Here is a 25,846-nt window from a genome sequence, read left to right on the forward strand (position 1 = left end):
AAGGTTGCTCCTTAGAACCAGCGGCCCACTGCGAGCCAGTAGAACGACTGCGTTCCGGACGTGGACGAGGCGGCGAAGAATACCGGGGTGAAGGTCGAACTTGTCACCGCCGAGACGGTCGCCCAGTTGTTCGAGCCGCGAAGATTGACCTGAAGCGACGGAGCAGTCGTGAACGTTGCAGGGAACGTGATCGCCGGCTGCGCCGCGTCCTGGTAGATGCCACCCAAAACGGTCGTCGCGGCGAAAGCGAGACTGGAGATGTTTCCCCAGCAGAACATCGTCCCGTCGGCGAGCTTGGTGTAGGAGCCGTTGGCGTTGCTGCCGCGCTCGATGATTGCCCCGGTCGGTTGCCCGCCGGACTGCGAGACGGCGCCGACGATCGTTGCATAGAGGTCCGAGCCGGTGATCCCTTCGAGCTCGTCGATGTGCGTCCCGGTAAGCCAGGAGAACAAGGCCAGCGCGCGGGCATTGAAGGTGCTCGGGTCATTGAGCGACGGCAGCGTCGGCGCCGGCGTGAGAGAGATGGCCATCAGGTCAGTCCTTCGATTTCAAGCTGCACGATGGAGACCCCGGCCTTCTTCAGCGGAATCTCGTAGTCCTGGAAGAAGCCGTAGGTCATCGCGCCATGGGTCGAGACGAGGCTCTCGCCAGCGAAGTAGACCGCCGGCGTGTCGCGGAGGCTGTTGAGGATCCGCTTCACCCGCCCCGCGCCGGAGGCCGGCATGGCGAAGTCGAAATTCACCGGGTCGGACTTCGCGCGCGGCACGATCGTCCAGGAGCCGAAGTCGTCCACCTCCTTGGTCGAATAGGAGGTCAGTCCGATCGTCGTTCCCTCGAGCGCGTCACCGAGCTTCAGCACCTTGCCGATCACGATCTGCCCGACCTTGGCCGTGCCGGTTCCGTCGCCGATGGTGATGTCGATCGTGTATTCGGGATATGCCGCCAGATCGACGAAGAGCGCCTCCTGGACGTAGTTGTCCAGCGCGGTGGTGAAGAAGCTGAACCAGTCGACGATATCGCTGTCGTCGACCAGCTCGACGGTCTTGTCGTAGGTCTCCACTGCGGCGTTGCTGGTAACCTGGATACGCACCGAGGCCGCGTCGAGATTGAAGAAGGCAATGCCGGTGACCAGTTCGCCCGCGTCGAGACGGTAGGTGATCGTCCCGCTGTTCTCGACCTGGTCGGCGAGCCTCCGGTCGAAGGCCTTCCACAGGTTCGTGGCGCTGACCTCGAACCACCAGGTCCCGTCATCGGTGGTGGGATCATGGGCCGAATTGGCCGCCTGGACGCTCTCGTAAACCTTGTGGGTGGCCAGCACGATGACGCTGTCGCCGGCGCCGTAGGCCGTGCCGGAATCCCATTCCGCGTGGTCGTCCTCCGCGATGTTGGACGCCACGAGGATTGCGTCGGTGATCGCGATCGGCGCGATGATCTTCATGCGCTTGCCCTTTCCGGCGGCAGCCCGATAGTGTCATCCTTCTCGGCGAGCCTGCGCAGCTTGGCGATGTCCCTGCCCTGCTTCAGGCCGAGCTGGGTCATGCTGTCCTTCATGTCGGCGATCTCGGCGCGCAGGCGGCGAAGCTCTGCCACCTCCGCATCCCGGGCCAGGAGCCGATCGGTCATCGGCGACGGGTAGACCTTCGAGCCGCGCGGCAAGTCGACCAGCTCGGCGCCCTGCTCGCCGACCATGGCGAGGCCGCCCGGGTGGAAGTTCGTCCCCGAGGCATAGCCGGGGATCGAGATGCCGATGCTCGACCAGTCGAACAGCGCTGGCCGGAACCAGCTCGGATCGCGCTGAATCTCCGCGCGACCGTAGTCCTCCCAGTGCTGCTGCGGGTCATTGCCATAAACCGAGCTGCGCGCGACGTCGGGACGCGAGGCCAGGTATGCCTCGTCGTTCACCTGCAGCGCGGTGTTGCCGAGGTAGGACTTGAGGTAGTTCCAGAGGGCCGTGTCGTTGGGCGCGATGGCCCGCACGGCGTCGGTCGCCGAGAAGCCGGAGATTTTCGCCGCGACATCGTAGACGCTGCCCGCCTTCGAGACCCCGAGGATGTCGGCCATCTCCATCAGCTGGGTCGCGTTCGCGGTGAAGGTTCCCTGCCCGTCACCCGGAAGTTTCGCGACGTAGCTTTCCAGCGCGGAGACCTTCTCCTGCTTATCGGCTGCCGCCGTCTGCGCCGCGAGAGCGGCGGTCTGCGCGGCCAGCTCGGCCTGATGTTCGATCAGCGCCGCCCGGAGATTGTTCAGCGCCGCGCCGAGCGTTGCCATGGGCGAGGCGATCTCGCTGCGCGTAGTGCCCGCGTACCAGTTCGCGAAGGCCGCGGAGGGATCGAAGGTGAAGCTGCCGCCGAGCCGCAGCGTCCCGACGCTCCCGCCCCGCACCGCCTCGAGCAGCGAGAGCTGCGCTGCGTTCAGACCGGAGAGGTCGACCTCGCCGTCGAGGATCCGCGTGATGCTGCCCGCCCCGGCGTTCAACTGGCGAAGATACTGCTGGCCCAGAGTGCCGACCTGCCCGAGGCCGACGCCAGCGGCAATCGTCCGCCAGGTGTTGCCCGCCCCGATCCTGAGCTGGTCGAGGTAGGCCGCGGCCAAGCCGTTGACCCGGCCCATCTCGACATCGGCGACGATCTCTCGCAACGTCGAGGCGTCCCCTTCGCCGAGGCGCTGAAGGAAGCTCTGGCCGAGGCCCGAGATGCCGCGGGTTTCGATCCAGCCGGTGATGCCCAGGGCCCGGTCGCCACCGTTGGCCAGCTGATCGAGGAAGAGCTGGTCGAAGGTGGTGATCCCGTAAGGGTTCACCATCGCTGTGATCGTGCGCTGGATATTGGCGCTCTGCGTGAGCAGCAGCTGCCGCTCGGCATCGGTGACGGTCGAGGCGAAGGCCATGGCCACGGTCACCGCGCGCACCGCCTGCGTCGAGGCCCGCAGCAGCAGCGTGCGCATGGCGTCCCCGGTATTCGCGGCGAGGACCGCCGAGACGGTGACGGCATAGGTGCCCTGCTTCTGCAGCAGGATGCGGCGCTGGTCCTCGGTCATCGAGGGCGAGAAGGCGGCCTCGATCATCGCCGCATAGGAGCCGGCATTCCCGAAGACGATCTCGCGCACCTCGGCCGAGGCGGTGAGCGCCGCGCGAACCGCGACCGAGTAGCTGCCGGCGTTGGCAAGCGCGAGGCGGATCGCCTGCTGATCGGCGCCGGAGGACAGCGAAACGTTGACCACTCGCGCGAGCTCGGAGTTCCCCGCCAGCGCCACGGCCATCTCGTCATGCTCGAGGCCCGAACCCATCACCAGGTTGACCGTGCGGGTCAGCGTCGCGATGTCGTCGAGGGCGAGCCGCCGCGTACGGTTGTCGAGGTCTTCCCCGACCACGAAGTCGATCGTCTTCAGGTGCTCGCTCGTCTGGGTGATCGCGAGCCAGCGCAGGTCAGGCGTGAGGTCCGCTGCGCGCACGGCGAACTCGATCGTGCTGTCGATACCGCTGGCCGCTGCCGCGATCAGCGCCTTCACGTCCGGCGGGATGTCGGCGTTCGGGAGCAAGTCCACGGACACCTGCAGGCGCTCCTTCAGGTAATCGTAGGAGAACATCTCTGCGGCCTCGATCGCCGCCTGCAGGTCGCTAAGCCGGGTCTCGAAGCTCGCGAGGTCCTCGGGCGTCAGGCTGTCCGACGATTGCAGGTAGGTATTGAGCTCGTTGAGCACGTCGACCTGCTCCTGCGCGAGGCTCTCGATCGCGGTCTGCGATGCACCTTCGAGTTCGGAGATGCCCGCAAGCAGATTGGCCTGCGCCTTCACACTGCTTTCGATCCGGCGGTATTCAAGAGCACTCGACGCCTGCGCCCGTGCTGCGCCGAGATAGTCCCCCGCCAGCGCGCCGAAGCCGCGCGCGGCCTCGAGGTCGCCTCCCTTCGCGGCGTCGAAGGCAGCGGTCAGGTCGCGGGTCAACGCCGCGAGTTGCTGCTGCGGGGTCAGCGCCGAGTTGGTCGCACCATTCAGATCGCGGATGAAGTCGCGCAGCGTCTCGGACGCGCCGAGCCAGTCGCTCGCCGCTTGAGCCGCAGACTGGGCCATGCTCGAGGCATCGGCGATCATGGCGCCGACCGCGCTCGAGGTGGTGCCCACGAGGCCCGAGACCACCGACGCGAAGTCCGCGATCGCCGGCAGGATTTGGTCGAGCGCCCCCGACAGGCCGACCAGGGCGGCGTAGGCCTCGCGACCCGTCTCGGTCGTGAGGTCGAGCCCTTCGACCATCGACCGGAACTGCTCGCGCGTCTCGGGCAGCGCATACCCCAGCGCACCGAGCGCCTCGGTGGTCTGGCGCGTCAGGATGTCGAGCCGCTCGGCCTCACCGTAGAACGCGGTGAAGTAGATGCTGGTCGCCTCGGTGAAGGCGTCGAGCGATCCGAAGATCTGCACCAGCTGCGAGGCCATGTCGGCGCCCGCGATGCCGACCGCGTACATCTCGTGCCCGAGCGTGTCGAAGGTGGCGTTGACCGTGCCGAGGTGCGTGCTCAGGCGGGTCAGCGTCTCGAGCGCGCTCTCGCCGGTCACCTGCAGGTCGGCCAGCGCAACGCCCGCGCCTTCGAAGATTGCCTCGGCCGCCTTGTCACCGAGCTTGCCCAGGTGCTTCTCGAGCTTCGCGGCGATCTCGTCTCCGGAGAGGCCATCGGTGCTGATCTTGAACTGGTAGCTCACATCGGCAAGCGCGTCGGCAGAGAGATTGAGGCTGGCCGCCGTGGCCGCCACGCCCTGCCCGACGCTGGTGACCGCCGCAAGGATCGGGTCCGAGATCGAGGCGGAGGCCTCCTTGTAGGTCTTGTCGATCGAGGACGAGAGGCCCCAGAACCGCGTGGTCTTGGTCTTGGTGAAGCTCTCCACCAGCGCGTCCATACCGCTGGTCGTGACGCGGATACCCTTGTCGAGCTCGGTCGTCTTTTTCGAGAAGAAGGACACGGCGGCCGCCACGATGGCCAGCGGCGCGGCCACGGCGCCAAGCGTCGCGGCAAAGGCGCTGGCCCCGGTCAGAGCCGAGGCCGCGGCAGCATTGGCGGTCACGTTGAAGAGGCCCGCCGAGGCATAGCTGCCGAGGCCGAGCGCAGCGGACGCGCCGGAGCCGACGCCGGAAAGGAAGCCGCCGAGGCCCGCGCCGATCCCGCCGAGCATTCCGGCACCGGCGGCGCTGGCCGTGCCGGAGCTCGCGATGGTGCCAGCGGTCGCCGCGCCCGCGGTCCCGGTCGCGCCGAGCCCCATGGAGAGCACGATCTTGTTGCGCGCGGCGGTGGTGATCATGTCCGACAGGAGGCCGGTGAATCCGCCCCAGATGCCTTCGGCGAAGCTCTCGAAGTCGGTGAGCCCACGCTTCAGGAAGTCCGAGAAGCCCGACGTCAGATCGTCCACCAGCGGGATGCTATTTGCGAGCTCATCGTTGAGCGCGGCAACGCCCTTGTCATAGGCGGCCCGCGTGAGCCCGTGATCGAGCAGCTTGTCGAGTTTGGCGATCCCGGCGCTGTATTTCTTGACCGGGTCGGCGTCGAGGTTCAGGTCCTTGACCTCGTCCTTGATCTTCTGGATCGCCGTCGCGGCCTTGCCCGCAGCGCCCGCGACCCCGCCAAGGGCGCCCTGATATTTCTTCCCTGCATCAGTGCCGTCTTCGGTGGCTTCTTCAGAGGCGCTCACCGCGTCCGCCAGGCGGCCGAGCGCGGTCTTGATCGTCTCGAGACCCTGCGCGCCGATCGCTGACGCCTCGGCGCTGGCGCTCTCCGCCGCGGCCTCGAAGGCCTGTACCTTTTCCATGGTCTGGTCGAGCCCGACCCCCACGTCTTCCGCGAAGCGCGACACAGCCGAGGAGGCCCCGTCCGCGCCGATCGACGCAAGCCCGTTCGAGAGCGACACCAGGAACTGCAGCCATCCGCGCTGCAGCCCTTCGACCATGGAATAGAAGCCCGCGCTGACCGTGTTCCACACGGACCTGAGGCCGGCCGGAATCGCGCCGGCGCTGGTCACGATCCCGGTCCAGACCTCCTTCGAGACGTCCCAGAGGAGGCCGAGCGCCTCCCCGATGCCGCCCGTTGCCGAGACCAGGCGGGAGAACCAGTAGACCGCCTCGCCCGCACCGACCACGATCGCGCCGATCCCGGTGCTGATCAGTGCCCCCTTGAGGACGCGGAGCCCGACCGACAGGCCCTTGATGCTGACGCTCGCCAACGCCGCGCCGCGCGACGTCGCCCCGAGGGCCATCTCGAGCGCAATGGTCTGGCGGATCGCAGTAATGGCCGCACCAACGTAGGTGCTGCCGATCGAGACGGCGAGCCGCGCACCAAAGAGCACCGCCGCCGTACCCGCCACCGTGATCACCTGGTCGAGGTGCTGGACCATCGGCTGAAGGGCAGCGGCGACGTTCGCGCTCGCCCGCGCCGCGGCCTCGAAGGCCGGGGCCGCCTCGGCACCGAGGTTCCGCGTCAGCCCGGACCAGGCGGCAGCCGCCTCTCCCGCAGCCGTGCGCGCATCGCTGAGCGCGTCCATCGCCGGGCCGCTCAGCACCGCGCCAAGTTCCTCCGCCCGCTCGCCGAGCCGCACCATCTCGGAGCCGCCGTTGCGCAGCAGCGGCAACAGCGAGGTCGCCTCGGAAGAGAGGGCCTCGAGATAGAAGGTCATGTCCTGCTGGTTCGCGCCGGCCTTCTCGAGGCTGCTGACATAGAGCTGCAGCGCCTCGGGACCCGAGAGGTTGCGGAATTGCTCGGCGGTCACGCCGACCTTCGGCGCGATCTGCTCGAAGAAGTCGACCATCGGCCCGCCGCCGGTGGCGACAAAATCCCCGATCCGGTCGTTCACATCCTTGAGGATTCCGGCGAGCTGTTCCTGCTCGACACCGACCGACCGGGCGCCGAAGGCCCACTTCTGGAACATCTCCGCCGAGGTGTTCGAGGATCTCGAGAAGTTCTCGATCTCGCGCGCGACGGCGGCCGCCGAGCTGGTGATCGCGCCGATCCCAGCGACGGCGGCACCGAGCCCTGCGGCCATGGCCGTGATGTTCCGGGCCAGCCCGGCAAAGCGGGCCTGCATGCCATCCGTCGTCGAGAGGGCCCGGCGGGCGCCCTGCTCAAACTGTGCGCTGTCGAGGCCGAGGTTAACCCTCAGCGACCCGATGACCGATTGCGGCATCGACCGACTCCAATGTCTGTCAGGGGAAAGTCGGGCGCGCCCACACGGGCGCGCCTAGTTGCGGCTCATCGGACCGCGACGCTTCGCAAGACCGATGAAGTATCCACGGACCCGGGCCAGCTGCAGCTCCTGCAAAGCGGGTTTCTCTTCCGCGCGCTTGCGCTGCTCTCGCTCCTCGTAAGGCTCGTAGCGCGGCATCTTCTTCGGATCGTGGAATGCGAAGGACACGAGGTTGGCAAGCTCGTGGTTGAGCTGGCGCTGCTCCTCGTGCCGGAGCCTCCGGGCATGTCGCAGCCCCTTGAGGATCCGGTGTATCTCCGCCGGCGTCAGGCGCCAGAAGAGTCCATAGGCCTGCCCTGCGGCAAGCCAGTTGTCGAGCAGGAGCGTCAGTTCGTCTCGGCCGGCTCGCCGGGCTGCCGCGCCTTCTTCGCGTTTCCCGCCGGCTTCCCCACGGTCTCGGCGGCGTCGGTCGCCTCATCCATCGGGAAGGCCGCCTGCACCGCCTTGCCGACCAGCTCGGAGGCTTTCTTCAGGCCGATGTCGTCGATCATGTCGCCGGCCTCCTCCATGGTCATCGAGCCGTCGCGATCGACACCGACGTAGAAGATGCGCACCACGCGGCGCACGTCGCCTGCCGCGGTGTTGAGCTCCTGCACGCCCTGGATCAGGGTCTCGCCGAAAAGGTCCTGGTAGCGCACCAGCGCGTTGATGCTGAGGTGCAGGTGGTGCGTCGCGCCGAGGGCGGTGAAGGCGATCGCGCCGCGTTTCGAATTCGTCATGCTCTTGTCTCCGCAAAGGGGCGTAGGACGAAAGGCGATGCCCTGTCAGGCGCCGCCTTTCGTGGTGAAGTGATTTCCAGCTCAGCTGCTGGCGTTGTCGCCGCGGGTCCAGTCGAGGCCGCCGGTGGTGCGGATCGAGATGGTCATGCCGACGATGGCGCCCACGTCGTTGCCTTCGACCTGCGGCGTCGGGAAGCCACGGAACTCGAAGATGTCGCCGGTCGACTGGCTCGGCGCCGGCGGCAGCGTGGTACGGTAATAGATCGGCCCGACCTCCGCCTGGTCGGAGAGCTGCTGCTCGTAGCCGTCGGGGGTGTAGCCGCAGGACACGGAGATCACGCCGGCGTCCTTCAGACCCTTGACGTATTCCTTGAAACCGTCCGCGCTGTCGAGCGAGGTGGCTTCCTGGTAGTCGGTCTCGACGGTCGGCACCGCGATCCCCTTGCAGGCGGGAATGGATTCCCAGGTCGTGCCATCGAGCGAGCGCTCGACCGTGGCACCGTAGACAATGAACTGGTCGTTCATCGGAGTCTCCTTCAGGTGGTGATTGTGTAATGGACAAGGACGTCCAGGGATGTGCGGAAGGGCCGGTCCGCGTCATTCGTGCCGCCCTCTCGTCCATCTCGCGCGCCGGCGAAAAAGACGGCCTTAAGGGGCCCGCCGCGATATCCGTCGAGGACGGACCGGATCGCGTGGGCAAGTCGCTTGGCATTTCCGTAGCCGGTGCCGAGGCAGTCGACCTGCACGCGCGCCACGCTCACACCGGAAGGGCCGTCGAGCGTGTGATCGCCCGTCTCGGAAATCAGGGTCAGCACGGCGGCCGGATAGCCTGCGCCCTGCGGGTGCGCCCCCCAGTTGACTCGGTCACCGGCCAGCGCAGAGACCGAGGCGTTTCCGAGTAGCAGGCTGCGAAGATATTCCTCCATCAGCGCGCCCCTTCCGCCCGGGCCATCGCGCTCGAGACCTCGAACCACAGTTCCCGCTTCAAGCGCGCCAGCAGCTGCTGATGGTCCTGATCCCAGGCCGGACGCATGTAGGGCGTCGCAGCGACATGGGCCGAGCCGAACTCCTGCACAAAGGCTTTGATTGCCTCATTCTTCGATCTGGCCTTCTCCGGGCCCATGAAGAGCTCGACGTGGGAATAGCCGCCGGCGATCTTCGCTGCCCGGCGCGCGCCGCGCATCGCCGTCAGCGCCTCGACGCGAGTCCCGCCGCCCTTCATCACCTGGTGGAACTCGGCGCGCCCGATCTCGGCGCCAGCGCCCTTGGCCTTGGCCGAGACCTCGATGCTCTCTATGAGCTCGCCGGTTTCTTCCGGCGCGAGACTGCGCGCGATCCGCGCCATCGGCTCGAGCGCGCTGATCCCGGCCCGGCGCAGCGCGGCGCGCCCCGCCGACTTGCCCAGCTTCTCGAGCTGCTTCTCCAGATCGGAGAAGCACTTCAGGCTGACAAGTCCCGTCATTGATCGGTCCTCGCGCTACCGGTGATCTCGATCCAGTGACGCCGCTTGACCTCCTTCAGCCCGACGATGTCGAACTCGAGCCCGTCGCAGGTCAGACGGTCTTTCGGCGTGATCCCCGCCGTGAAAGGTGACCAGCGCACCAGGAAGCGCGACATGATGCTCGCCGCCACCTCGCCCGCCCTCCAGCGCTCGCCGTCCGAGACGTCCGTGCGTTTTGCCCGCACGGGCGCGCCGAGCGCAGCAAAGTCTCCGAGCTCCGAGGTGAAACCGTCGTCGCCAGTCACACGCCGAAGGACCTGCACTTCGCGATCGAGCACGTGCGCCCCGTTCAAAGGCGCACCCACCAGGTGAAATTCTGGTCAACCTCGAAGGTGCCGAAGCGCGCCTCGACCGCGCGGCGAACTCCCGAGAAATCATATCGCGGATCGTCGTTGTCGATGTCATGGCCGCCGATCCAGCCCCCGGCACGCACCTTCGGCAGCCAGGCCTCGATGTCGCTGAGCACACCGAGTTCCGAGTGGTCCCCGTCGAGAAAGACCAGGTCGAGAGAGGCGTCCTCGACCTGCGTGGCCGCCTCGATCGACGACATGGCGAAGATGGTGGTGCGCTTGCGGAACGGGCGCACGCGCCGCTCGGCCTCACTGCGATGCCGCTGGACGCGGGCTGTGTCATGCCGGGCATGCTCGTCCCCCGTCGCAATGTACGCCGCCGGCTGCCGATCCATCGGGGCCCAGCTGTCCACCATCGTCAGGTTGAGACCCGGCCGCGCGCGCAACACGGCTTCGGACAACCGACCGACAAGCACACCGATCTCGGCCATCCGGGCGACCTCGGGCAGGCGCCGCAGGATCGCCTGCGCCCGTTGCTCCACTGCACTTACCATCCGACATCCCATGGTCTGGGGCGCCCGTGGAATGCCACGAAGCGCGCATCCTGCGGCAGCTGCTCAGCGCAGCGGTCCGCCTTGAAGCTGACCACCTGCCCCGGCAGAACGTCCTGCCAGCGCGCGGCCCGGTCGAGCCAGAGTGTTTCGAGAAATGCCTGGTCACCGCCGCGGCGGAACCTGCGCATCCAGGCGCCGGGGTTGGAGATCCACTTGCCCCAGACTTCGCCGCGTGCAGCCTTCGGCAGAAACATCACCGAGGACTGAAGCCCGGCAGGCCGGTAGACATCGCGCATGATGGCCAGTCGGCCGATGCCTGCCATGTCGCCGAGGTCGCCGACGATGGCGCTGTCGAGGTCCATCATCAGAAGATCGCCCGAGACGTCCGGCGAGAAGATTTCCATCTTCGACCACCAACCGGGCCAGCCGCAGCGAAGCGGCAAGACACCCGACCCGCTGACAGGCATGTCGGTCAGGCACCGGAACTCGGCGCCGGGCAAGTGCGCCGCGACCTGCATGCGCAGGCGGTCCACGTGCTCCGGCCGGAAATCGCCGCCCGATCGCAGCACGCATGCGACAATCGTCATCCGATCACCCGGCGACTTCCGAAGACCTTGCGCATCGCGTCAAAGTCGAGCGGTGCACCCTGATCATAGGTGACACCGACCATATGGATGATCGCGTCCTGGTCGTCGGCGCGCTGTGCGAGTGCCGGAACGTCACCGGCCCCGCTCGCTTCCGGATCGTCATGCCCCGCGTCGAAGTCGATCCGCACCGGCCACGGGCGATCCGACAGCGCAGGAAGAGATGCCTGCGTGTCGAGGTCTACCGACCAGAGCGGAGCCGCCTCGACGGCGTACCATGCAGACGCCGATAGCGTCTGCTCCGCGTGATCCGGATCGAGATAGGTGACCGAGCTCACCGTGCGCACTGGAAGGACAGGCAGGCAGGCCGGAAAGCTCCAACCTGCCAAGGACAATCTGAACCCGGTCGGCAGCAGCACGCGCCCGGTGAAGGCCTCGTATCGCGCCGTTTCCGCCCGGATCAGCTGGGTCAGCCTGTCGTCGTCTGCATCGGCCCCAATTCGCAAGGCAAGCTTCAGGACATCCAGGTCAACCGCGAGACCGGTTGGATTGCTGCGGGTCATCAGCATTCGAGCGCCTCCTCGAGGTCAGCAAAGCGGTAGTTGCGCAGCGCCGAGATCGGACTGCAGTTGACGACCTCGACTCCCATCGCCGCGATCGGTTCAGCGACGGCATCGGTGCAGCGGCGCCACCGATCGGTGTTCGCCGCCGTCGGATTGCTCAGCCCCTCGGGATGGCTTCCGTGCCAGTGCAGGCCGTGGTCGACGCGCATGTCGAAGCCGACCAGCGCGACCCGGCGCGGCTGCATCTGCACCGCGAGGTTCAGCATGTGGAATCCGCTGTTGCCCGCCCAGCCCACCGAGCCCCGCTCGATCAGGCCGAGGCGATCACCTTCGCGGTTGGTGCGCAGGTGCTGCACGCCCCAGCCTTGCCGCGCGGCCTTGCGGTCCGCGCAGAGCTTCAGTCCCCGGAAGTCGGAGACGCCGCCGTATCGCTGCCACCAGGCGAGGTCGCAGCCGTAGAGGACTTCCGCCCAGGGCGCGAGTTGCCAGGCGTTGTTGATGGCGATGACTCGGGCGCGGCCGCGGGCTCGCTCGAGACAGACGCTTCCGGCGCTTGGCCCGCCTCCGACGACGACGATGCAGTCTCCTCGCCAGTCTGGCCACCAGTCTGGACGACCGGGTCGGAGGAAGGGTCCGACTTGCCCGCGGGGCCCGCCTCCTTCTCCACGTGGGGCACGGCACGCCCGCGCTTGATCAGGTCCTTGGCGATGCGATCATCGACATCCTTGGGGACGTTTCGCTTCAGATTTCCGTAGCTGCCAATCATGCTGCGCAGCGGCTTGATCCACATGGCACTCACCCATTCGTTTCAAGAGAAAGGCGGACGGCCCGAGGGCCGTCCGCGATCGGTCACCGTGACCGCTCAGCGTCAGCCCGAGACATTGCCGAAGTCGCCGGTGATCAGCGCGGCAGAGCGCTTGATCGCAAGCGCGAGCCGCTCCTCGGCGCGCACGGTGATCATGTTCTTGATGAAGTTGTCGCGATCCTCGGAGGAAGCGATGACCTCGGGGTCCATGCGGTCATAGATCGTGGCCGCCATCTTGAAGGCGCCGACGAGGAATTCGTCGGCATCCATCGAGGGCGTCGCAACCACCGGCTGTCCCCAGAGCTGGGGACCGGACATCTGCATGACGTTGGCAAAGATGTAGCGCTGCTCGCCGTCCTTGGTCAGCTCGATGCGCGCCCAGTCGGTCGGGTGCAGCACGATGCCGTCTGCCGGATAGTCCGACAGCGAAGCCTGCAGAAGCGCGAGGCGGAGCTGGTCGATCATCGTCTCGCCGGCCACCATGAAGGCAGCCGCGTAGTCGGTCGCTTCGGTCTTCAGGCCCGAGAGGTTCTGGCCGGTGCCATCGCCGCTCAGGAGCTGCAGCTCTTCCTTCAGCAGAAGGCCGTAGCGCAGCTCGCCGTCGATCTCGGTCTCGAGCTGGGCGGCGTCTTCCATCGCTTGACGCGAGACCGGAACCCAGTGGGCGATGGTCCGCACGTTGGCATCCGCCGACGCCCACTCGTAGACCGACTCGGGTTTCTGCGCGCCTTCGCTGACCATGCCGGCGTTGTTGGTGCGGGTGATCTGCTTGGCGTACTCGATCGAGTTCGACGTGGTGCGGCCCTGCGTCAGCAGTTGGCGCACGGTCATCTGCCGGCGCGGCAGGCCGACGATCTCGGCTTCGCGGTCCGACCAGATCAGCGCGCCGGCCGAGCCGGTGATCGAAGTGATCGCCTGGCGCACGTTCAGCGACATGCGCGCGGTGCCCTTGCAGCCCGCACTGGTGAAGGCCTTGACCTCGTCACTGGTCGCGAAGCGCTGGCCGACGCTCTGCTGCGCGTCTCCGCCACGACCGCCGCGTTCCGCGAGCTGCTGCTCGACCTCGGTGTTGCGGGTCTCGAGCTGCTCGAGGCGGCCGATCAGCTTCTGCTGCGCATCGTTCAGCGCCTTCTGCGACGTGAGCAACTCGTCGGCCTTGGCCTTGAGTTCGTCGGTGGTGCGGCCCTGGTCCCGGGTCTGCTTCAGCGCATCCTCGGCAGTTTGCTTCACGCCACCCTCGATCCGCTCCATCTGCTGCTGCACATCCTTCAGCAGACGTTCCAGATCGCCCGGGGCACCATCGGCGCGGGGGTTGCCCATCACGCCAACAGGGCGCACGGCAGCGAGGGCCGACAGCGAAACCGCCGGCATCATCAATCGTTTCATGATCATATCCTTCAGATGGATTTCAGCCTGTTGAGGAGGTTCTCGACCCCCTGGATGACGGCAGCGTCATGCATGCCGGTCGAGGCAGCGCCGGGCGTGCCCCCCTTCAGGTCCGCGCGCAATTGGCGGGCCTCCTTCCTGTGCATGCCGCTCTGGGCGGCGAGCAGATCGAGCTTTCGCTCGGCGCGCAGCGCCTTGCCCTCGGCGCTCTGCGAGACGCTGGCGAGCTCGTCCGAAGAAAGCAGCGTGTCCGCCCAGCCATCCTCGACCGCCTGCGCACCACCGATCCACGTTTCGCGGTCGAGCATCTGCCCGATCTCCGCGGCGGCGATCCCGGTGCGGGCAGCGTAGATGTCCACCGCCGCGGCATCGAATGGCTCGAGCCAGTTCGCAACATCGCGGAACGCGTGCCGGTCACCGGCGGCGAGCACCCAGGTGTTGTGGATCATCAGGAAGCCGGCACGGGCAATCTTCATCTCGTCGCCCGCCATGGCGATCACCGAGGCCGCCGAGGCGGCAATGCCCAGCACCTTCACCGTGACGCGGGCCGGATGCTCGCGCAGGGCGTTGTAGATCGCGAGGCCTTCGAAGTAGTCGCCGCCGGGACTGTTGATCACCACGGTCACGTCGCGCTGGCCAATGCGGCGGAGCTGCGTCGTGACCTGCTTGGCGGTCACTCCTTCACCCCAGAAGTCCTGCCCGATCACGTCGAGCATGGAAATCGTGGCATCCTCGTCCTCGAGCGCCGCGCGCACATCCGGGCTCCACCGATCGAGAACTTTCTGCGACAGCCCGCTGCGCAGGCCGGACCGGGACGAGATGTCCGCGCGCGGCAGATTACGAATGGTCATGATCGTGTTCCTCTTCTCCGAGAAGCCAGTGCCGCAGAGCGTTGCGCACCTCGGTGCCGGCCCCGGTCGCGCCGAGCCGATCGAGGGGCGCCAGATTGGTCTGCGCGGTCAGCTGGTCACCGCCGTCACGGCGCGGCAGGTTGAGTTTCGCGCGGCCCTCGTTCCGATCCATCAGGCCGTTCTGCACCATCGACGACAGGAAGGAGGCCTTGGCCTGAGCGTCCATCTGCAGCAGCGCTTCGCGATTGAACTCAGCGTAGACTCGGCGCCGGCCGGTCGGGCGGATGAGCTGCTTCTTGATCCTCGCCTCGATGCGGTCGCAGATCGGGTCGATCCCGAGTGTCAGCCAAGAGAGCAGGATCTGCTCCACCCCGCTGCCCCACATGGTCTGCCCATCCGCCGCATGGCCGATGATGATCGGAGGAACGCCGAACCACCGACAGATTTCCTCGATGTCGAAGCGCCTCGTCTCGAGCATCTGGGCGTCCTCGGGATTGAGCGAGATGCTCTGCCACGTGGTGCCCGCCTCGAGCAGACCGATCCCCCCGGCCTTGCCGCTTCCGCGCAGCGGCTCGATCAGGTTCTTTCGCGCCATCTCGCGCTGTTCCGGCGTCAGCTGCTGGTCGAACTGGAAGAAGCCGGAGCCCCGCATCCCATTCGAGAAGGTCACCGCGGCGGCCTCCTGCGCGGCCATCGCCGCACCGATCGAGTTGGTCCCCGCCGCGATCGGCGACAGGCCGAGGTCGATGTCCTGAAGACCCTGACCGAATCCCTTGATGTGGAAGACCTTGTCGCGCGGAAGCTCTTCCGTCTTGCCGCGGTCTGTCACCAGGTAGACCAGTGTGCCGTCGGCTTTCCGCTTCGGCCGGCAGGACCCGCCCAGCGGAGCGAGGCTTGTCAGCCGGGTGCCGATCATCGTCTGCTCGGCATAGGCGTTGCCTCCCGCCAGCAGCCAAGCCACCTGCCCTTCCCAAAACTCGAGCGGCGTCTGATCCCGGTTGGGGCTGTCGGTGAGCACCTCGGCCAGCGTGTCGTCGATCTTCACCCGGCTGTCGTTGCCCTGCTTCTCGTACATCGCGAGAGGCAGGGACGAGACAGCCTGCGCGGTGATCTTGATGCAGGCCCAGACCGCCGCGACCTGCAGCGCGCTGTCCTGCGAAACCACCTTCCCGGCGGTGCTGCTCCGCCCGGCGAAACGAGCCCAGCCGGCGCCGTTCTGCGTGGTCAGGCGGCGCTCCTTCGCGACCTCGTCCCGCACGGCGTTCATGAGCTTGAAGGGGGCGGCGAGCGCCCGTGTCACGAGTCCCATATCACTCCATCGCCATCACGGCCTGCGCCAGAAAATCATCGATCCGCGCGGGCGCGGCAGGGTTGAGGCTCATCAGCCAGACGGCATTGAAGAGCGCCATCAGCGGGTCGATCTTGCCCGAGCCGCTGACCGCCTTGGTCACCACCACCGCGTTGCCGCGCGTCTCGGTCTTCGCGTTGCCGACGCACCAGGTCATCAGCCCTTGCTCGGCGTGCTTCATCGAGCCGTCGTAGAGCTTCCGCTCGGTGCCCTTGATCGCGCCGTTGAGGCGGTAGCCCTGGCTCACCGGCACCAGCATCTCGGTCGGGATGCCGTCGAGCTCGAGCGCGTCGACGATCGCCGCCACACCCTCAGGGTCGAGGCCGACGCCGGCCTTTTGCGGCAGGACGCCGGCGCGGTAGAGATTGCCCACCTCGGCGACCAGTTCCTCGACGTCCTGCGTCGGGTGCTGGCAGATCACCAGTTCTCCAGCCTTCTCGAAGTCCTGCAGCACCGGCACCATCTTCTTTCGGCGCTTGAGCGCGATCGGGTGCACCCAGGCGCGCGACCAGGACAGCCAGCGCCGTGTGTGCCGTTCGCGACCGACCACGCTCAGCCCGAGCAGGTCATCCATGCCGCCGCCGTCGATCCCGGCGACGCAGACCTCGGAGCGCCGAATGAGCTCCTCGAGCGTCAGACCGGGCTCGCTCGCGTCCTCCCAGTAGTCCGTCCCGATCCAGCGGTCATTGTGCAGGCCCATGCCCACCTGGATGTTGAGGTGCTGCGAGGCCCAGATGATCTCGGCCTCGAGCCCCTCCTGCCGCCGGGCCGCGTACTGATCCTTGAGGATCTGCAGGTTGACCGAGAGCCCGAGGTTCGGCGTCACCATCGGCCAGAGCGTGGGATCGCGCCACGGCTTGTCCTTGGCGACCTGGACACGCTCGGGAAACTCGTAGAGCACCGGCAGCATCCGCACGCCCTCGGTGATCTTCCCGTCCCGCACCCCGCGCGCGAACTCGAGCTTGGTCTTGAACACGCCCATCGGCGGCACGTCCGACTGGGTGGTGATGTAGACCAGCAGCGCGTGCGGGTTCGTCACCATGCCGCCGGTGATCTGCGCGATCACCCGCTCCGCGAAAGACCGGGACGCGATCACGTGCAGCTCGTCGATGATCGTCAGCGCCGGAATCTCGCCGGTCACCACGCCCATCTCGAAGGTCTTCACCGACAGGGTCGCGCCGGTCTTGATCCGCGTGATCGTCTTCAGATGCTCTTGCACGTGGAAGATCGCGGCGAGCTTGGGGTTCGCCTTGATCATGTCGTGCGCCTGGTCGAAGCAGCGCTGCGCGATGTTCTGCGTCGGGCCGAGGATAAGCATCTGCGCGTTCGGCCGGTCCCAGAGCAGCAGCGCGGTCAGCCCCAGAGCCGCGGAATAGGTGGTCTTCGAGTTCTTCTTCGGCACCAGCGCGAAGACCTCGTTGATCAGCGGCAGGCCGGTTTCCGGGTCCTCGGAGCCGAAGGCTGCCCGGACGATGTCGCGGAACCAGTCGCCGGCCGCCTCGGCCAGGCGCGGCTGCCCGGGCACGTCCGGCAGCTGCAACCCGTTGAAGAAGTTCACCGCCCGTGTGGCCCGGTCCTTGTTCACCGGCAGCGCTGGGATCGGCGTCTCACCGCGCCGGAGCTTTTCCTCCCAGTCCGGACACGCGAAGTCGAAGGCCATGGCTAGTGACGGGTCTCATTGTCGAAGAGCGCGTCGAGCTCTTCCTCGGCCTGCAGTGCCGCCGCCCGGGTGATCTCCTTCTTGCCCTTCGGCGCGGCGCGGCCCGCCGCCGCCGCCTCCCGGCGATAGCGCGCATCGAGTTCGGCCTGGTGCTCGCGATCGAGGATCTGCCGCATCTCCTTCATCGCAGAGACGTTGCCGCCGTCGGCCGCCTTCTGGAGCTGCAGCAGGTTCTTCGCCCGCGCCTCGGCCAGCGCCATCTCACGGGCGAGCGACCGGTTGATCTTGCCGTTTTGAAAATAATGCTTCCGCAGCGTCGGCGCCGAGATGCCCATCTCGTCCGCGATCCGCGCAAGGCTCAGACCAGACAGAAGCAACGTCCTGACTTTGTTTGCATTTTCCGCCGTCGGCAGATGTTCGTTGCGTCCCGGCTCGCCCCGCTTGGGGTTGATCGGATCGCCGAGGAGGTCAAATTCCAGAGCCACGAGAAAAAATCTCCGAGTGAAGGGGGCGCGGGAGTTCAGCTGCGAAAGGCCGAAAGTTTCGACCCTCCCCCCTCCGAGGGCGGGATTTTTCGGTGCCGGAGGTCACCGGCCTGAGGCCAGCCACTCCGCCTTCTCCTGCCGCTGCTTCTCGCCGTCGTGCCACGCCTTGCTGACCGCCTGCAGGTTCTCCGGGTCGAAGAAGAGCGCGGGGTCACCGCGGTGCGGCGTCTTGTGGTCGACCACCGGGCTGTTCGGCGCCGGGCTCTTGCCGGTCAGGCGTACGCCCGTCTGCTGGCAGATGAAGCCATCGCGCTTGAGCACCTCGAGCCGAAGCCGCTTCCAACGCGCCGTGTTGTAGAGGGCGCGGCCCGGCATAATGTCGGCACGCTGCTTTGCCCGCTCGGCCTCATTGGCCGGCACCGCCAAGCGCGATGGCTGACGCCCGAGCCTCCCACCGACGCCCCGCCCGCTCAGTCGTCCCATGATCGTCCCGATGATTGGCTGTGACGCGCAACGCACTCATTGCGCCGCGCTTTCCCATAGCCTGAAAACGACAAAGCCCCGCACATTGGCGGGGCTCGGGACACAGTGCAGGCGTGTCAGATGTGGCGTTCAACCCATCCTCGCCGCCCACCCGCTCCGGTATCTGTCCCTCTTCGGGAGAGCACTCGGAGCATGAGGCCTGTGGCGGCGACGTTAGGAAGCATCACGCCAAGCTGTCAACTTTCTTTCTCGGCCAAGCTCACCAGACTGTCCGGTGAAGTCACCACCGAGTTCTCGCGACCGAAAAGCTCGAAGCGCACCTTGAGCCCGCCCACAGCGTCGATCTCGACCACCTCGCAATGGAAGCCCTCGAAGGGTCCGGCCCGGAACATCGCCCTGTCGCCCACCAGCACGCGCCGCGCTGCCGCCGCCTTCCGCTTTGCCGCGCGCAGTTCATCCTCCTGCCGCAGGTCCCGCGCGCGCATCTCATGCAGCGCGGCCAGGCGCTTCGGCCCGAGCACGCCCCACCGGCCGTCAGACCGGCAGAGCGCGCCCGTGAGAAAGGGCGAGGTCAGCACGCGGTGCGGCAGTGGCACGCCGTTGAAGCGGGCGAAGATGTAGCCCGGCAGATACCGGCGCTCGTACTCGCGGACCCGGCCGCGCACCCGCGTCTGCCGCGACGTGACAGGATGGAAGGCGTAGACGTCCCGTGCCGCCAGCCAGCTCTCGGCCTGCCGCTCCTGCTGCGGGCGGCAGAGCAGCGCATACCAAGCGCTTTCGCCCGGCTCGAAGATCGGGGCCGAGCTGCTCTCGATCGGGACGGCGTCGCCCACTCGAAGGCTGAGATAGGGGCTGACCATCGCGTGTGCACTCCACTGCTGTTCCGACATAAAGATGCTCATGCGCCGCCCTCCTGCGCCGCCTCGACATAGCCGCGCACTTTCGCCTCGGTCTCGTCGTACCAGGCGAGCCATTCCCCATCGCCGTCGAAGGGCATGAGCCCACGCGCAATGCGATCCCGCACTCGCTCAACCTTCGACGCATGCTCGGCAGCGCGCCGCGCCACCGCCTCCTTCTCACGGAAGCCGGTCGGCGGGCGCTTCTTGTCGGTCCAGAACTGGTACTCGGCCACGAGCCGGTTCCCCTCGAGCGCCTGCTGCCCGGCGACAGAGCGGAACCACCGCAGCACGGCCGGCAGCTCGCCGAGCGGGCGCGGCTCGCGCGCCTCGGCATAGCCCTCGAAACTGGCGAGCTCGGGCCAGAAGCACCGGGCCGACCCCTGCCCCTTTGCGCGCATGCACTGCTCGAGCACGCGTAGGCTTTCGTCACTGAGGTAGCCCATGCTGTCCGCGATCGCGTCGAGGCGCTTCACCTGGTCCGCCTCCTCGGTGCCCTTGGGAAAGCGGAAGCCGCGCTGCCTGAGCGGCGCGATAAGCAATCTGCGCACCCGGTCACGGTTGGTCTCGATGGTGGTGGTCTGCTCTACGGTCATCGCCAGCCTCCTTTTCTCGGCAGGTCCGGGGTTATCCACAGCCGTCGCCGTTGGTTTGGCGCGCCGCAGTCTTTTCGTTTCTTTCTCGTTTCCTCTCCTTTCAGCGGGAACGGAAACGGTCCAAAAAAGGGGAGCGCTCGTCACCGAACGCGGAGAAACACGGAATATTCCGTGTTCTTTCCGTTCCGTTCTGTGATCTTTCCGGAATATTCTGTGACGGTAACAGAATGTCACGGAACGGCAGCGCCCCTTTCATCGCGACATTTCCATCTGGAATTCATCCAGGGCCTGCCGCACCAGTGGCTCCCGGCGCTGCGCGTCGGGGTAGTGTTCCTCGAGCCAGTCGTTGAAGCGCTCGAGGAATCCCGGCGTGCGCGGCAGCTGCGGCGCGCTGATCCGCTTCTCGATCATCTCGCGCAGGTCTTTCAGACGCTTCGCCAGCCGCCGTTGATCGGCCTCGACCATGTTCTTCTTCCGGGACTTTAGCGCCTCGAGCGCGACTTCCTGGACGATCGGGTGCGCATACCTGATCTCGCCGTTGTCGCAGCGCACCAGGTGCCAATTGTGCAGCGGGTTGATCTCCCGCTCGCATAGCTGGCGCCACCGATCGAGGCTGACGCCGACGGTGTCCGCAAGCAGACGCTCATCCGTCGGCAAGGTCCCTACCGGGGTTTCGTCATGCGCCTCGCAGATCAGCAGGAAGCCGAACCAGCCGACTTCCGGCTCGGCGAGGCGCCGGAAGTTGCTCTTGCGCCAGCGCTTGAGGTTCCACTGGATGAAGAAGTGAGAGTCGAGCCGATCCTCGGCCGAGATCGGATACAGCGGCAGGTCTTCCCCGCCGTGCACCAACGTAAGCGCGTGCCTGGTCATGCCTCACCACCTTTCGAAAACGCCCCGGCCCAACGCGCCCAATGCGCGGCCATCTCCAGACGGAGCGCGTAGTGCGCCTCGCTGTAGCCCACCTCATCGCCATATCGACGCGCCGACATCATGGCTCGCGCGTGCCCGTGCGCCGCGCCGATCTCGTCGTCGGGCTGGGCACGCGGGAAGGCGTCGAGCGCGGCACTCAGCGCCCTCAGGTCACCGATGCAGGCAGCGATACCGCCGCTGCGCAGGGCGAGCGCAGTGGCGGCAATGATGAAGGCAGAACGTACCCGACTGCTCATGCCGCACCCGCCCACCAGCGCGCCGCCATGCCGGCGTCCTGGTTCTCCGGCTTGACGCATTGGCAGACGGGAACCCCGCGCTGCTCGCACGCCGCCTCATGCTGCCGCTCGCCCTCACGGACGCGGTGGAAGATACCGAGCACCGATGCCCTGGACCGGCCAAGCCGGTGCCCGATCTCGGCGGCGGACAAGCCGCACTCGTCGCGCAATCGCAGCATTTCGAGATCCCGCAGATCGGCCTCACGGTCCATCATGCCGCGGCCCTCCGCATCTCTTCGGCCACCAGAGGCTCGAGCATGGGAAGCAAACGCGGGTCCTGTGGGGCCAGGGCGAAGGCGCAGCGCGCGGCCCGGCGCAGCATGGCGCGTTGCGCAGTCTCGGCCGCCACCTCGGCCACAACGGGCGCGTCTTCTACCTCGGCCACCTCGACGACCGGAGCGGCGCTGTTCAGAGGCAACCCGAACTCGCTCCGCCATCTCTTGGTGGTCGAGACGTCTACCTTGAACCGCGCTGCGAGTTCGTGGTCGGTGAGCCCCTCGGCGTGCGCCTCGCGGAGCTCCGCTTCGGTGAAGGCCTGCGGCCCGGGCCGGCGCTTGCCATCGGCGGGGCGGTTTCTTACAAGCCCCAGCGCCGCCCGCCGCGCCTTGAATGTCTTGGGCATCACGCCGAAGAGCGCGGCCATTTGAGCGTCGGTCTTACCCTCCGCGTGCAGCTTCCTCAGCTCCGCATCATCGACCTTGCTCTTGCGCCCTAGGATGCGCGCGAGGCCGAGCTTGTTGCGGACCCTGACGACCGTCGAAGTCGAACAGCCGAGCCGAGCCGCGATCTTCCCGTCAGCGAGCCCCTCTCCCCAAAATTCCGCCACGCGCCGTTCACGGAGCCGCTGGGCCTCGTCGTCGGCGCAAGTGCGGAACGTGTTCGCCGCCAGCTCGAGTCGACGACGTGCCACGCCGACAAACCCGCGCGTACATCCGACCTTGCCGGCGATCTCGGCGTCGGTCATGCCCTCGCGCCAGAAGGCGACGATCGCCTTCTCGCGCGCTGTCAGGTTCGCTTTACCCATAGGTCACCTCGTGAAAAGCCCCGCGCAGCGATGTGCCGCGCGGGGGAGTTTGACAGGGAGGTGCGCCTGTGACCCCGGCGCTAGGGATGGAATTGAACATGCCTGAGGTCGCGCTAACCGTAGAACGGCGCGCGCTCGCTCCCGCATCAGCGATTTTCAGCAAACGAAGGGTTGCCCGAATCGGCGTATGCCCCGCACCTTTCCCACGTTTGTAGCGAGTGGCACTGGGGGAATTCACATGGCGCTCTTGTCTTGGCTTAATCAACGCACGCCCGACATCTATACGCCCGCACCTCCGCCACCGCGCGTAACGCAGCGCCCGTCCATTCCCGAGCCGCAGGCTGCAGCTCCCGACGATCCGGAGATGGAGGCGATCGATGAGAGCGGCGAACTGGCCCTGGAACCAATCTATGGCATGATCGACTACTGCGACTCCCGCGGGCAGGAGACCCGCCGACGCATCACTCTGCAGAAGCTTAAGACTGGCAGGAATGGGCACCTCCTTCAGGCCATCTGCCACGAACGCAAGGCCCTGCGCAGCTTCCGCTGCGATCGGATCGAATGCTTCATCACCGACGATGGAGAGGTAATTGAAACCGCGGAGTTCTTCCGTGAGCACCTGTTCATCGAACTCGGCGAGCTTGCCGCCCCGAACCGCAACGCGGTCCGTAAACCCGAAGTCATGGCGCCAAGGGCGATCCGGGACGAGTTGAACGCCGCACTCTTCGTTCTGGTCGCCGCAGCGAAGACCGACGGCGAGTTTCACCCGGAAGAAATCGACGCGATCTGCATCTACATCGAGGACGAGCTGAACTCCGAGCCAATGTTCAGCCGGTTCCGCGACGCAATCACCATCGAGCTCCTCGACGGCCTGACCGACATGGTTCGCCGAATTCGCCCCCAGCGGCGCACCCTTGCGGAACACATTGCGACAATTTCGCGCTTCGACGAAGTGCGGCTCGCCCGCTTTCGAAAGGCCCTGGAAAAGGTCGTGATGGCAGACGGAAAATTCGTCGCTCCCGAGCTCTCCTTTGTGTTCGACTTCGAAGAGCTCTGCGCCGGCTACCCGGCCGCCGAGTAAGCCGGAGACGCGACCACCCTCGTGGGGCGAGCCCGCCATCACGCCGCTCCCGCCCGGGCGGCGATGACCGCGCGCACGCGCAGCATGGCCTCAACGGCGTCGTCGATCTCCTTCAGCGCCTCCGCGTCGGTCTTCACCGAGGCCTTCACCTCGGCCAGCAGGATCGCCGCCTGCGCCTCGCCGCACTCGCGGGCGACATCGCCGCACTGGACGAAGAGCGAGGTCACGTTCGCGCCGAGGTCGACCGGGCGATACACGCCGCCGGCCAGCGCCGAGAAATGCTGCGCGACCGGAGCCGCCGCCGCCGGGCAGTCGAGGCCCAGCCGGTGCAGGTAGTTCACCCCGAGTCCGCCCGGGCGGTCTTCGTTGTCTTCCATGCCGTAGGACAGGGTCGAGCCGCGGATGCCGAGGAGGCCGGCCACGTCCTGATGCGATCTTCCGGTGGCATCCACCGCGTCGCGGACCACATTCTGGATCGTGCCGTAGCGCTGGGGTCTCATGTGAAGGTCCTCGTCAACGTTTCGCTGGATGCGGTAGGCTGACCGCCCCATGGTCGGCACCATGAGACAGGTCAGTGTTCAGTGAATGGTGGTGATCGGGTGCAGCGCGGGCGGGACCAGGGAGGAAGAGCCCCTGCCCGCGCTGTGGCCCGGCGTGAGGGGCGCCGGGATTCGAATTGTTGCGGCAAAGCCCTTGAAAGGGCAGCGAGCCGCGCCGACCTGTTTCGACAGGATAAAAATCTCCGGAACATTCCGCGGAGAAGATGCATGCATTTCAAACGCGCCGATTTCATAATCTCTGGGGGTCATGCTTCGCCCCTTTCGCCGAGATTTCGCCGCTTCGTGAGTTCCGCACGGATCAACTCGACCTGCTCGCGTGTTTGCTCAAACCGCTCGCGCAGCCGCTTGTACAGCCGAGGGTTGCCGGTCGCCGACCGGCATACGGTCGCCGGGGAGACCCCGGTCTCCCGCTCGAACTCTTCCAACTCTCGAAGTATGTCGTGATGCTGTTCCATGATCAGCAATGTGCCAATTGGCACTCTGCTTTGCAAGTGCCAAATGACACGTTGCCGAATGTGCCACTTGGCTCTTTAAGCAGGCTTATGGCTGATGATTTTCGCAGCGCCCTTATGTGGCACATGGAGAACCAGGGAACGACGATAGCGGAGCTGGTCTCGGCTACCGGCGTGTCTCGTGATGTCATAAACAAGCTGCGGGCGCGCGATGGCTCATCGACCACGGTCGAGAACGGGATGCTGTTAGCGGCCTATTACGGCAAAACTTTGAACGAATTCATTAAGCGCCAAGAAGCGACATCTACTAGCCGCCTCGCCGCGCTCTTCTCTCTGCTTGAGCCAGAAGAGCAGCGAGTTGTGGAAGCACAGATTCGTGGGATCCTTTCGTCGCACGAAGACTGACTGCCGACACGACAGCATCCACGATCTCAGCGCGCTGATCATCATCCAAGCGCTGACACGCTTCTGCCATGTGCTCCGCAGACCCCATTCCCATCCCCTCAAACTCCTTCGCGAATGCCTTAAGGCATAAACGTTCGCGTTTCGTGCTTCAACGCAAGACTACATTATGTGCCGAATGGCACATTGCTGATTGACTAAGTGCCAATCGGCACATTATTGTCCCCCTACCGCCCGCCGAAGAAGCAGCGCCGATCGCGGGTCATTCGCAGGGAGACATCATAGATGGATCACATTCAGCACCACCTCCGCCTGCTGCGGCGCGCGATCCGCGAGGGCAACCGCCCCGCCTCCTCCGCGCTCGCAGGCGACCTTGCCGACATTTTCGCGGCCCTCTCCGACGACGAAGGCAATTCGCCATCCACCGCCATTCCGCGTTTCCATGCCAACCTCCTTGAAGAGGGCAGGCAATGACACTCTTCGCCCCATATGAGCCGCCTCTCCTGAGAGTTGTGCCGAATCCCCGAAAGACAGTTACTCGCCACCACCGAAATCGGAAAGACCCGCAAGGGGTTACGGCGGGTAATTACAAGCATTTTCATTCACAGGTTGCAAAGCCGTGAGGGTCGCCTTTCGCCCGATCCAAGCCCGGCAGTTCCGCGACTTCATCGTGCTGCGGGACCGCCTGAGGCGAACTGCCCTGGTGCTCATGCCGAACCCCGCCGCGGCGCGGTTCTGTGCATTCGCTCTCGACCTCGAATTCCGCCGCGCAAGGCGGCGCCCCAACAGGAGGATCAAATGACCCAGCTTCACCACGGCATCCCGCCGCTCAGCATGCTCGCGCCCGTTCTGACGGACCCAGAGCTTGCCTTCCGGGCCCCCGCCACCTGCCAGCAGGGCTGGCTCGACGCGAAGGAGCTGCGCGGCGCGCCGATCACTGCCGGGCGCCTGGCACGGCTCGAGGCGATGACCTCGCACTATCCGGCCCCGCCGGCGGTGACCGCTTCCGAGGATGATCTCGCCGCCGCGCTCGAGCGGGCCCGCCCCGCCATCACCGCCGCATGCGAGCGGGTGAAGGGCGAGCGGGCCGCCAGGCGGGCGCGCCTCATCCAGCGGCTGCTCGGCCAGCCCGAGGGCGCGGCCTGACCCACCCCGTCGGCCCCATGGCCGGCGGCATCCAGGT

32 protein-coding genes are annotated in these 25,846 nt (G+C 66.5%); 4 read left to right on the top strand and 28 right to left on the bottom strand.

All coding sequences use genetic code 11. The features are described 5' to 3' along the window. Nucleotides 1–11: 11 nt before the first annotated feature. The 25 genes from PVT71_RS14525 to PVT71_RS14645 all read right to left on the bottom strand — a co-directional run bounded on the left by PVT71_RS14525 (nucleotide 12) and on the right by PVT71_RS14645 (nucleotide 22,168). Nucleotides 12–530, bottom strand: coding sequence for a hypothetical protein (locus tag PVT71_RS14525; protein ID WP_353474780.1), 519 nt, complete (start codon nucleotides 528–530; stop codon nucleotides 12–14). Then, nucleotides 530–1,438, bottom strand: coding sequence for a hypothetical protein (locus PVT71_RS14530; RefSeq protein ID WP_353474781.1), 909 nt, complete (start codon nucleotides 1,436–1,438; stop codon nucleotides 530–532). Before PVT71_RS14530 ends, PVT71_RS14525 begins: the two co-directional genes overlap by 1 nt. Further along, on the bottom strand, nucleotides 1,435–7,158 hold the full coding sequence (locus PVT71_RS14535; RefSeq protein WP_353474782.1) for a hypothetical protein: 5,724 nt from the start codon (nucleotides 7,156–7,158) through the stop codon (nucleotides 1,435–1,437). The genes PVT71_RS14530 and PVT71_RS14535 overlap by 4 nt, the downstream gene beginning before the upstream one ends. Before the next feature lie 54 nt (nucleotides 7,159–7,212). Further along, nucleotides 7,213–7,386 (bottom strand): hypothetical protein, encoded by a 174-nt coding sequence (locus tag PVT71_RS14540; protein WP_353474783.1) that lies wholly within the window; start codon nucleotides 7,384–7,386, stop codon nucleotides 7,213–7,215. A gap of 158 nt (nucleotides 7,387–7,544) precedes the next feature. After that, nucleotides 7,545–7,937, bottom strand: a complete 393-nt coding sequence (locus PVT71_RS14545; protein ID WP_353474784.1) for a hypothetical protein — start codon at nucleotides 7,935–7,937, stop codon at nucleotides 7,545–7,547. 81 nt (nucleotides 7,938–8,018) lie between these two features. Then, entirely contained in the window at nucleotides 8,019–8,462 is a 444-nt protein-coding gene (locus PVT71_RS14550) for a phage tail tube protein (protein WP_353474785.1), read from the bottom strand. Between the two features lie 11 nt (nucleotides 8,463–8,473). Beyond that, entirely contained in the window at nucleotides 8,474–8,863 is a 390-nt protein-coding gene (locus tag PVT71_RS14555) for a DUF3168 domain-containing protein (RefSeq protein WP_353474786.1), read from the bottom strand. Next, nucleotides 8,863–9,399 (bottom strand): HK97 gp10 family phage protein, encoded by a 537-nt coding sequence (locus tag PVT71_RS14560; protein ID WP_353474787.1) that lies wholly within the window; start codon nucleotides 9,397–9,399, stop codon nucleotides 8,863–8,865. Before PVT71_RS14560 ends, PVT71_RS14555 begins: the two co-directional genes overlap by 1 nt. Further along, the gene (locus tag PVT71_RS14565) at nucleotides 9,396–9,716 is read right to left on the bottom strand and encodes a head-tail adaptor protein (RefSeq protein ID WP_353474788.1); all 321 of its coding nucleotides are present in this window, start codon (nucleotides 9,714–9,716) and stop codon (nucleotides 9,396–9,398) included. Before PVT71_RS14565 ends, PVT71_RS14560 begins: the two co-directional genes overlap by 4 nt. An 11-nt stretch (nucleotides 9,717–9,727) precedes the next feature. Continuing rightward, the gene (locus PVT71_RS14570; protein ID WP_353474789.1) at nucleotides 9,728–10,282 is read right to left on the bottom strand and encodes a class I SAM-dependent methyltransferase; all 555 of its coding nucleotides are present in this window, start codon (nucleotides 10,280–10,282) and stop codon (nucleotides 9,728–9,730) included. After that, nucleotides 10,276–10,869 (bottom strand): hypothetical protein, encoded by a 594-nt coding sequence (locus tag PVT71_RS14575; RefSeq protein WP_353474790.1) that lies wholly within the window; start codon nucleotides 10,867–10,869, stop codon nucleotides 10,276–10,278. Before PVT71_RS14575 ends, PVT71_RS14570 begins: the two co-directional genes overlap by 7 nt. Then, nucleotides 10,866–11,435 carry a phage head-tail connector protein gene (locus PVT71_RS14580; protein WP_353474791.1) on the bottom strand — a complete coding sequence of 190 codons (570 nt, stop codon included), beginning with the start codon at nucleotides 11,433–11,435 and terminating at the stop codon, nucleotides 10,866–10,868. The genes PVT71_RS14575 and PVT71_RS14580 overlap by 4 nt, the downstream gene beginning before the upstream one ends. Next, nucleotides 11,429–11,785 (bottom strand): hypothetical protein, encoded by a 357-nt coding sequence (locus tag PVT71_RS14585; protein ID WP_353474792.1) that lies wholly within the window; start codon nucleotides 11,783–11,785, stop codon nucleotides 11,429–11,431. The genes PVT71_RS14580 and PVT71_RS14585 overlap by 7 nt, the downstream gene beginning before the upstream one ends. Before the next feature lie 512 nt (nucleotides 11,786–12,297). Then, nucleotides 12,298–13,620 carry a phage major capsid protein gene (locus PVT71_RS14590; RefSeq protein ID WP_353474793.1) on the bottom strand — a complete coding sequence of 441 codons (1,323 nt, stop codon included), beginning with the start codon at nucleotides 13,618–13,620 and terminating at the stop codon, nucleotides 12,298–12,300. 11 nt (nucleotides 13,621–13,631) lie between these two features. After that, a complete protein-coding gene (locus PVT71_RS14595) occupies nucleotides 13,632–14,471 on the bottom strand; it encodes a head maturation protease, ClpP-related (RefSeq protein ID WP_353474794.1) in 840 nt (279 codons plus the stop codon). Beyond that, nucleotides 14,458–15,780 (bottom strand): phage portal protein, encoded by a 1,323-nt coding sequence (locus PVT71_RS14600; RefSeq protein ID WP_353474795.1) that lies wholly within the window; start codon nucleotides 15,778–15,780, stop codon nucleotides 14,458–14,460. Before PVT71_RS14600 ends, PVT71_RS14595 begins: the two co-directional genes overlap by 14 nt. A gap of 1 nt (nucleotide 15,781) precedes the next feature. Continuing rightward, nucleotides 15,782–17,479 carry a terminase large subunit gene (locus PVT71_RS14605; protein ID WP_353474796.1) on the bottom strand — a complete coding sequence of 566 codons (1,698 nt, stop codon included), beginning with the start codon at nucleotides 17,477–17,479 and terminating at the stop codon, nucleotides 15,782–15,784. Between the two features lie 2 nt (nucleotides 17,480–17,481). Further along, the gene (locus PVT71_RS14610; protein WP_353474797.1) at nucleotides 17,482–17,964 is read right to left on the bottom strand and encodes a hypothetical protein; all 483 of its coding nucleotides are present in this window, start codon (nucleotides 17,962–17,964) and stop codon (nucleotides 17,482–17,484) included. A gap of 102 nt (nucleotides 17,965–18,066) precedes the next feature. Continuing rightward, a complete protein-coding gene (locus PVT71_RS14615; RefSeq protein ID WP_353474798.1) occupies nucleotides 18,067–18,447 on the bottom strand; it encodes an HNH endonuclease in 381 nt (126 codons plus the stop codon). Nucleotides 18,448–18,683: 236 nt separating this feature from the next. Beyond that, nucleotides 18,684–19,349: a transcription termination/antitermination NusG family protein gene (locus PVT71_RS14620; RefSeq protein WP_353474799.1), complete on the bottom strand. Its 666-nt coding sequence runs from the start codon at nucleotides 19,347–19,349 to the stop codon at nucleotides 18,684–18,686. After that, nucleotides 19,346–19,939 carry a hypothetical protein gene (locus tag PVT71_RS14625; protein ID WP_353474800.1) on the bottom strand — a complete coding sequence of 198 codons (594 nt, stop codon included), beginning with the start codon at nucleotides 19,937–19,939 and terminating at the stop codon, nucleotides 19,346–19,348. The genes PVT71_RS14620 and PVT71_RS14625 overlap by 4 nt, the downstream gene beginning before the upstream one ends. A 252-nt stretch (nucleotides 19,940–20,191) precedes the next feature. Continuing rightward, on the bottom strand, nucleotides 20,192–20,809 hold the full coding sequence (locus PVT71_RS14630; protein WP_353474801.1) for a hypothetical protein: 618 nt from the start codon (nucleotides 20,807–20,809) through the stop codon (nucleotides 20,192–20,194). Continuing rightward, complete coding sequence (locus PVT71_RS14635) at nucleotides 20,806–21,105, bottom strand: hypothetical protein (RefSeq protein ID WP_353474802.1); 300 nt, start codon at nucleotides 21,103–21,105, stop codon at nucleotides 20,806–20,808. Before PVT71_RS14635 ends, PVT71_RS14630 begins: the two co-directional genes overlap by 4 nt. Further along, complete coding sequence (locus PVT71_RS14640; protein ID WP_353474803.1) at nucleotides 21,102–21,359, bottom strand: hypothetical protein; 258 nt, start codon at nucleotides 21,357–21,359, stop codon at nucleotides 21,102–21,104. The genes PVT71_RS14635 and PVT71_RS14640 overlap by 4 nt, the downstream gene beginning before the upstream one ends. Then, nucleotides 21,356–22,168 carry a hypothetical protein gene (locus PVT71_RS14645; RefSeq protein WP_353474804.1) on the bottom strand — a complete coding sequence of 271 codons (813 nt, stop codon included), beginning with the start codon at nucleotides 22,166–22,168 and terminating at the stop codon, nucleotides 21,356–21,358. The genes PVT71_RS14640 and PVT71_RS14645 overlap by 4 nt, the downstream gene beginning before the upstream one ends. A gap of 238 nt (nucleotides 22,169–22,406) precedes the next feature. Here PVT71_RS14645 and PVT71_RS14650 point away from each other — a divergent pair, with 238 nt between their 5' ends. Beyond that, nucleotides 22,407–23,249: a hypothetical protein gene (locus PVT71_RS14650; protein ID WP_353474805.1), complete on the top strand. Its 843-nt coding sequence runs from the start codon at nucleotides 22,407–22,409 to the stop codon at nucleotides 23,247–23,249. A 38-nt stretch (nucleotides 23,250–23,287) separates the two neighbouring features. Here the strand turns inward: PVT71_RS14650 and PVT71_RS14655 are convergent, their stop codons facing one another. The 3 genes from PVT71_RS14655 to PVT71_RS14665 all read right to left on the bottom strand — a co-directional run bounded on the left by PVT71_RS14655 (nucleotide 23,288) and on the right by PVT71_RS14665 (nucleotide 24,264). Then, on the bottom strand, nucleotides 23,288–23,749 hold the full coding sequence (locus tag PVT71_RS14655) for a hypothetical protein (RefSeq protein WP_353474806.1): 462 nt from the start codon (nucleotides 23,747–23,749) through the stop codon (nucleotides 23,288–23,290). A 78-nt stretch (nucleotides 23,750–23,827) separates the two neighbouring features. Then, entirely contained in the window at nucleotides 23,828–24,058 is a 231-nt protein-coding gene (locus PVT71_RS14660) for a hypothetical protein (RefSeq protein ID WP_353474807.1), read from the bottom strand. Next, entirely contained in the window at nucleotides 24,055–24,264 is a 210-nt protein-coding gene (locus PVT71_RS14665) for a hypothetical protein (protein ID WP_353474808.1), read from the bottom strand. The genes PVT71_RS14660 and PVT71_RS14665 overlap by 4 nt, the downstream gene beginning before the upstream one ends. On the opposite strand from PVT71_RS14665, the gene PVT71_RS14670 reads away from it, so the two are divergent. The 3 genes from PVT71_RS14670 (at nucleotide 24,253) to PVT71_RS14680 (ending at nucleotide 25,809) form a co-directional block, all read left to right on the top strand. Beyond that, on the top strand, nucleotides 24,253–24,666 hold the full coding sequence (locus tag PVT71_RS14670) for a helix-turn-helix transcriptional regulator (RefSeq protein ID WP_353474809.1): 414 nt from the start codon (nucleotides 24,253–24,255) through the stop codon (nucleotides 24,664–24,666). The genes PVT71_RS14665 and PVT71_RS14670 overlap by 12 nt on opposite strands. A 282-nt stretch (nucleotides 24,667–24,948) precedes the next feature. Beyond that, nucleotides 24,949–25,137 (top strand): hypothetical protein, encoded by a 189-nt coding sequence (locus tag PVT71_RS14675; protein WP_353474810.1) that lies wholly within the window; start codon nucleotides 24,949–24,951, stop codon nucleotides 25,135–25,137. Between the two features lie 324 nt (nucleotides 25,138–25,461). Next, nucleotides 25,462–25,809, top strand: coding sequence for a hypothetical protein (locus PVT71_RS14680; protein ID WP_353474811.1), 348 nt, complete (start codon nucleotides 25,462–25,464; stop codon nucleotides 25,807–25,809). The last annotated feature ends 37 nt before the right edge of the window (nucleotides 25,810–25,846 follow it).

Origin of the sequence: Salipiger sp. H15, from assembly GCF_040409955.1 — a bacterium.
GTDB lineage: Bacteria > Pseudomonadota > Alphaproteobacteria > Rhodobacterales > Rhodobacteraceae > Salipiger.

Coding starts and splice junctions, on each gene's coding strand:
- PVT71_RS14525 (WP_353474780.1), bottom strand. CDS start 530: ATGGCCATCTCTCTCACGCCGGCGCCGACGCTGCCGTCGCTCAATGAC.
- PVT71_RS14530 (WP_353474781.1), bottom strand. CDS start 1,438: ATGAAGATCATCGCGCCGATCGCGATCACCGACGCAATCCTCGTGGCG.
- PVT71_RS14535 (WP_353474782.1), bottom strand. CDS start 7,158: ATGCCGCAATCGGTCATCGGGTCGCTGAGGGTTAACCTCGGCCTCGAC.
- PVT71_RS14545 (WP_353474784.1), bottom strand. CDS start 7,937: ATGACGAATTCGAAACGCGGCGCGATCGCCTTCACCGCCCTCGGCGCG.
- PVT71_RS14550 (WP_353474785.1), bottom strand. CDS start 8,462: ATGAACGACCAGTTCATTGTCTACGGTGCCACGGTCGAGCGCTCGCTC.
- PVT71_RS14555 (WP_353474786.1), bottom strand. CDS start 8,863: ATGGAGGAATATCTTCGCAGCCTGCTACTCGGAAACGCCTCGGTCTCT.
- PVT71_RS14560 (WP_353474787.1), bottom strand. CDS start 9,399: ATGACGGGACTTGTCAGCCTGAAGTGCTTCTCCGATCTGGAGAAGCAG.
- PVT71_RS14570 (WP_353474789.1), bottom strand. CDS start 10,282: ATGGTAAGTGCAGTGGAGCAACGGGCGCAGGCGATCCTGCGGCGCCTG.
- PVT71_RS14575 (WP_353474790.1), bottom strand. CDS start 10,869: ATGACGATTGTCGCATGCGTGCTGCGATCGGGCGGCGATTTCCGGCCG.
- PVT71_RS14580 (WP_353474791.1), bottom strand. CDS start 11,435: ATGCTGATGACCCGCAGCAATCCAACCGGTCTCGCGGTTGACCTGGAT.
- PVT71_RS14590 (WP_353474793.1), bottom strand. CDS start 13,620: ATGAAACGATTGATGATGCCGGCGGTTTCGCTGTCGGCCCTCGCTGCC.
- PVT71_RS14595 (WP_353474794.1), bottom strand. CDS start 14,471: ATGACCATTCGTAATCTGCCGCGCGCGGACATCTCGTCCCGGTCCGGC.
- PVT71_RS14600 (WP_353474795.1), bottom strand. CDS start 15,780: ATGGGACTCGTGACACGGGCGCTCGCCGCCCCCTTCAAGCTCATGAAC.
- PVT71_RS14605 (WP_353474796.1), bottom strand. CDS start 17,479: ATGGCCTTCGACTTCGCGTGTCCGGACTGGGAGGAAAAGCTCCGGCGC.
- PVT71_RS14615 (WP_353474798.1), bottom strand. CDS start 18,447: ATGGGACGACTGAGCGGGCGGGGCGTCGGTGGGAGGCTCGGGCGTCAG.
- PVT71_RS14620 (WP_353474799.1), bottom strand. CDS start 19,349: ATGAGCATCTTTATGTCGGAACAGCAGTGGAGTGCACACGCGATGGTC.
- PVT71_RS14625 (WP_353474800.1), bottom strand. CDS start 19,939: ATGACCGTAGAGCAGACCACCACCATCGAGACCAACCGTGACCGGGTG.
- PVT71_RS14630 (WP_353474801.1), bottom strand. CDS start 20,809: ATGACCAGGCACGCGCTTACGTTGGTGCACGGCGGGGAAGACCTGCCG.
- PVT71_RS14635 (WP_353474802.1), bottom strand. CDS start 21,105: ATGAGCAGTCGGGTACGTTCTGCCTTCATCATTGCCGCCACTGCGCTC.
- PVT71_RS14640 (WP_353474803.1), bottom strand. CDS start 21,359: ATGATGGACCGTGAGGCCGATCTGCGGGATCTCGAAATGCTGCGATTG.
- PVT71_RS14645 (WP_353474804.1), bottom strand. CDS start 22,168: ATGGGTAAAGCGAACCTGACAGCGCGCGAGAAGGCGATCGTCGCCTTC.
- PVT71_RS14650 (WP_353474805.1), top strand. CDS start 22,407: ATGGCGCTCTTGTCTTGGCTTAATCAACGCACGCCCGACATCTATACG.
- PVT71_RS14655 (WP_353474806.1), bottom strand. CDS start 23,749: ATGAGACCCCAGCGCTACGGCACGATCCAGAATGTGGTCCGCGACGCG.
- PVT71_RS14660 (WP_353474807.1), bottom strand. CDS start 24,058: ATGACCCCCAGAGATTATGAAATCGGCGCGTTTGAAATGCATGCATCT.
- PVT71_RS14670 (WP_353474809.1), top strand. CDS start 24,253: ATGCTGTTCCATGATCAGCAATGTGCCAATTGGCACTCTGCTTTGCAA.
- PVT71_RS14665 (WP_353474808.1), bottom strand. CDS start 24,264: ATGGAACAGCATCACGACATACTTCGAGAGTTGGAAGAGTTCGAGCGG.
- PVT71_RS14675 (WP_353474810.1), top strand. CDS start 24,949: ATGGATCACATTCAGCACCACCTCCGCCTGCTGCGGCGCGCGATCCGC.
- PVT71_RS14680 (WP_353474811.1), top strand. CDS start 25,462: ATGACCCAGCTTCACCACGGCATCCCGCCGCTCAGCATGCTCGCGCCC.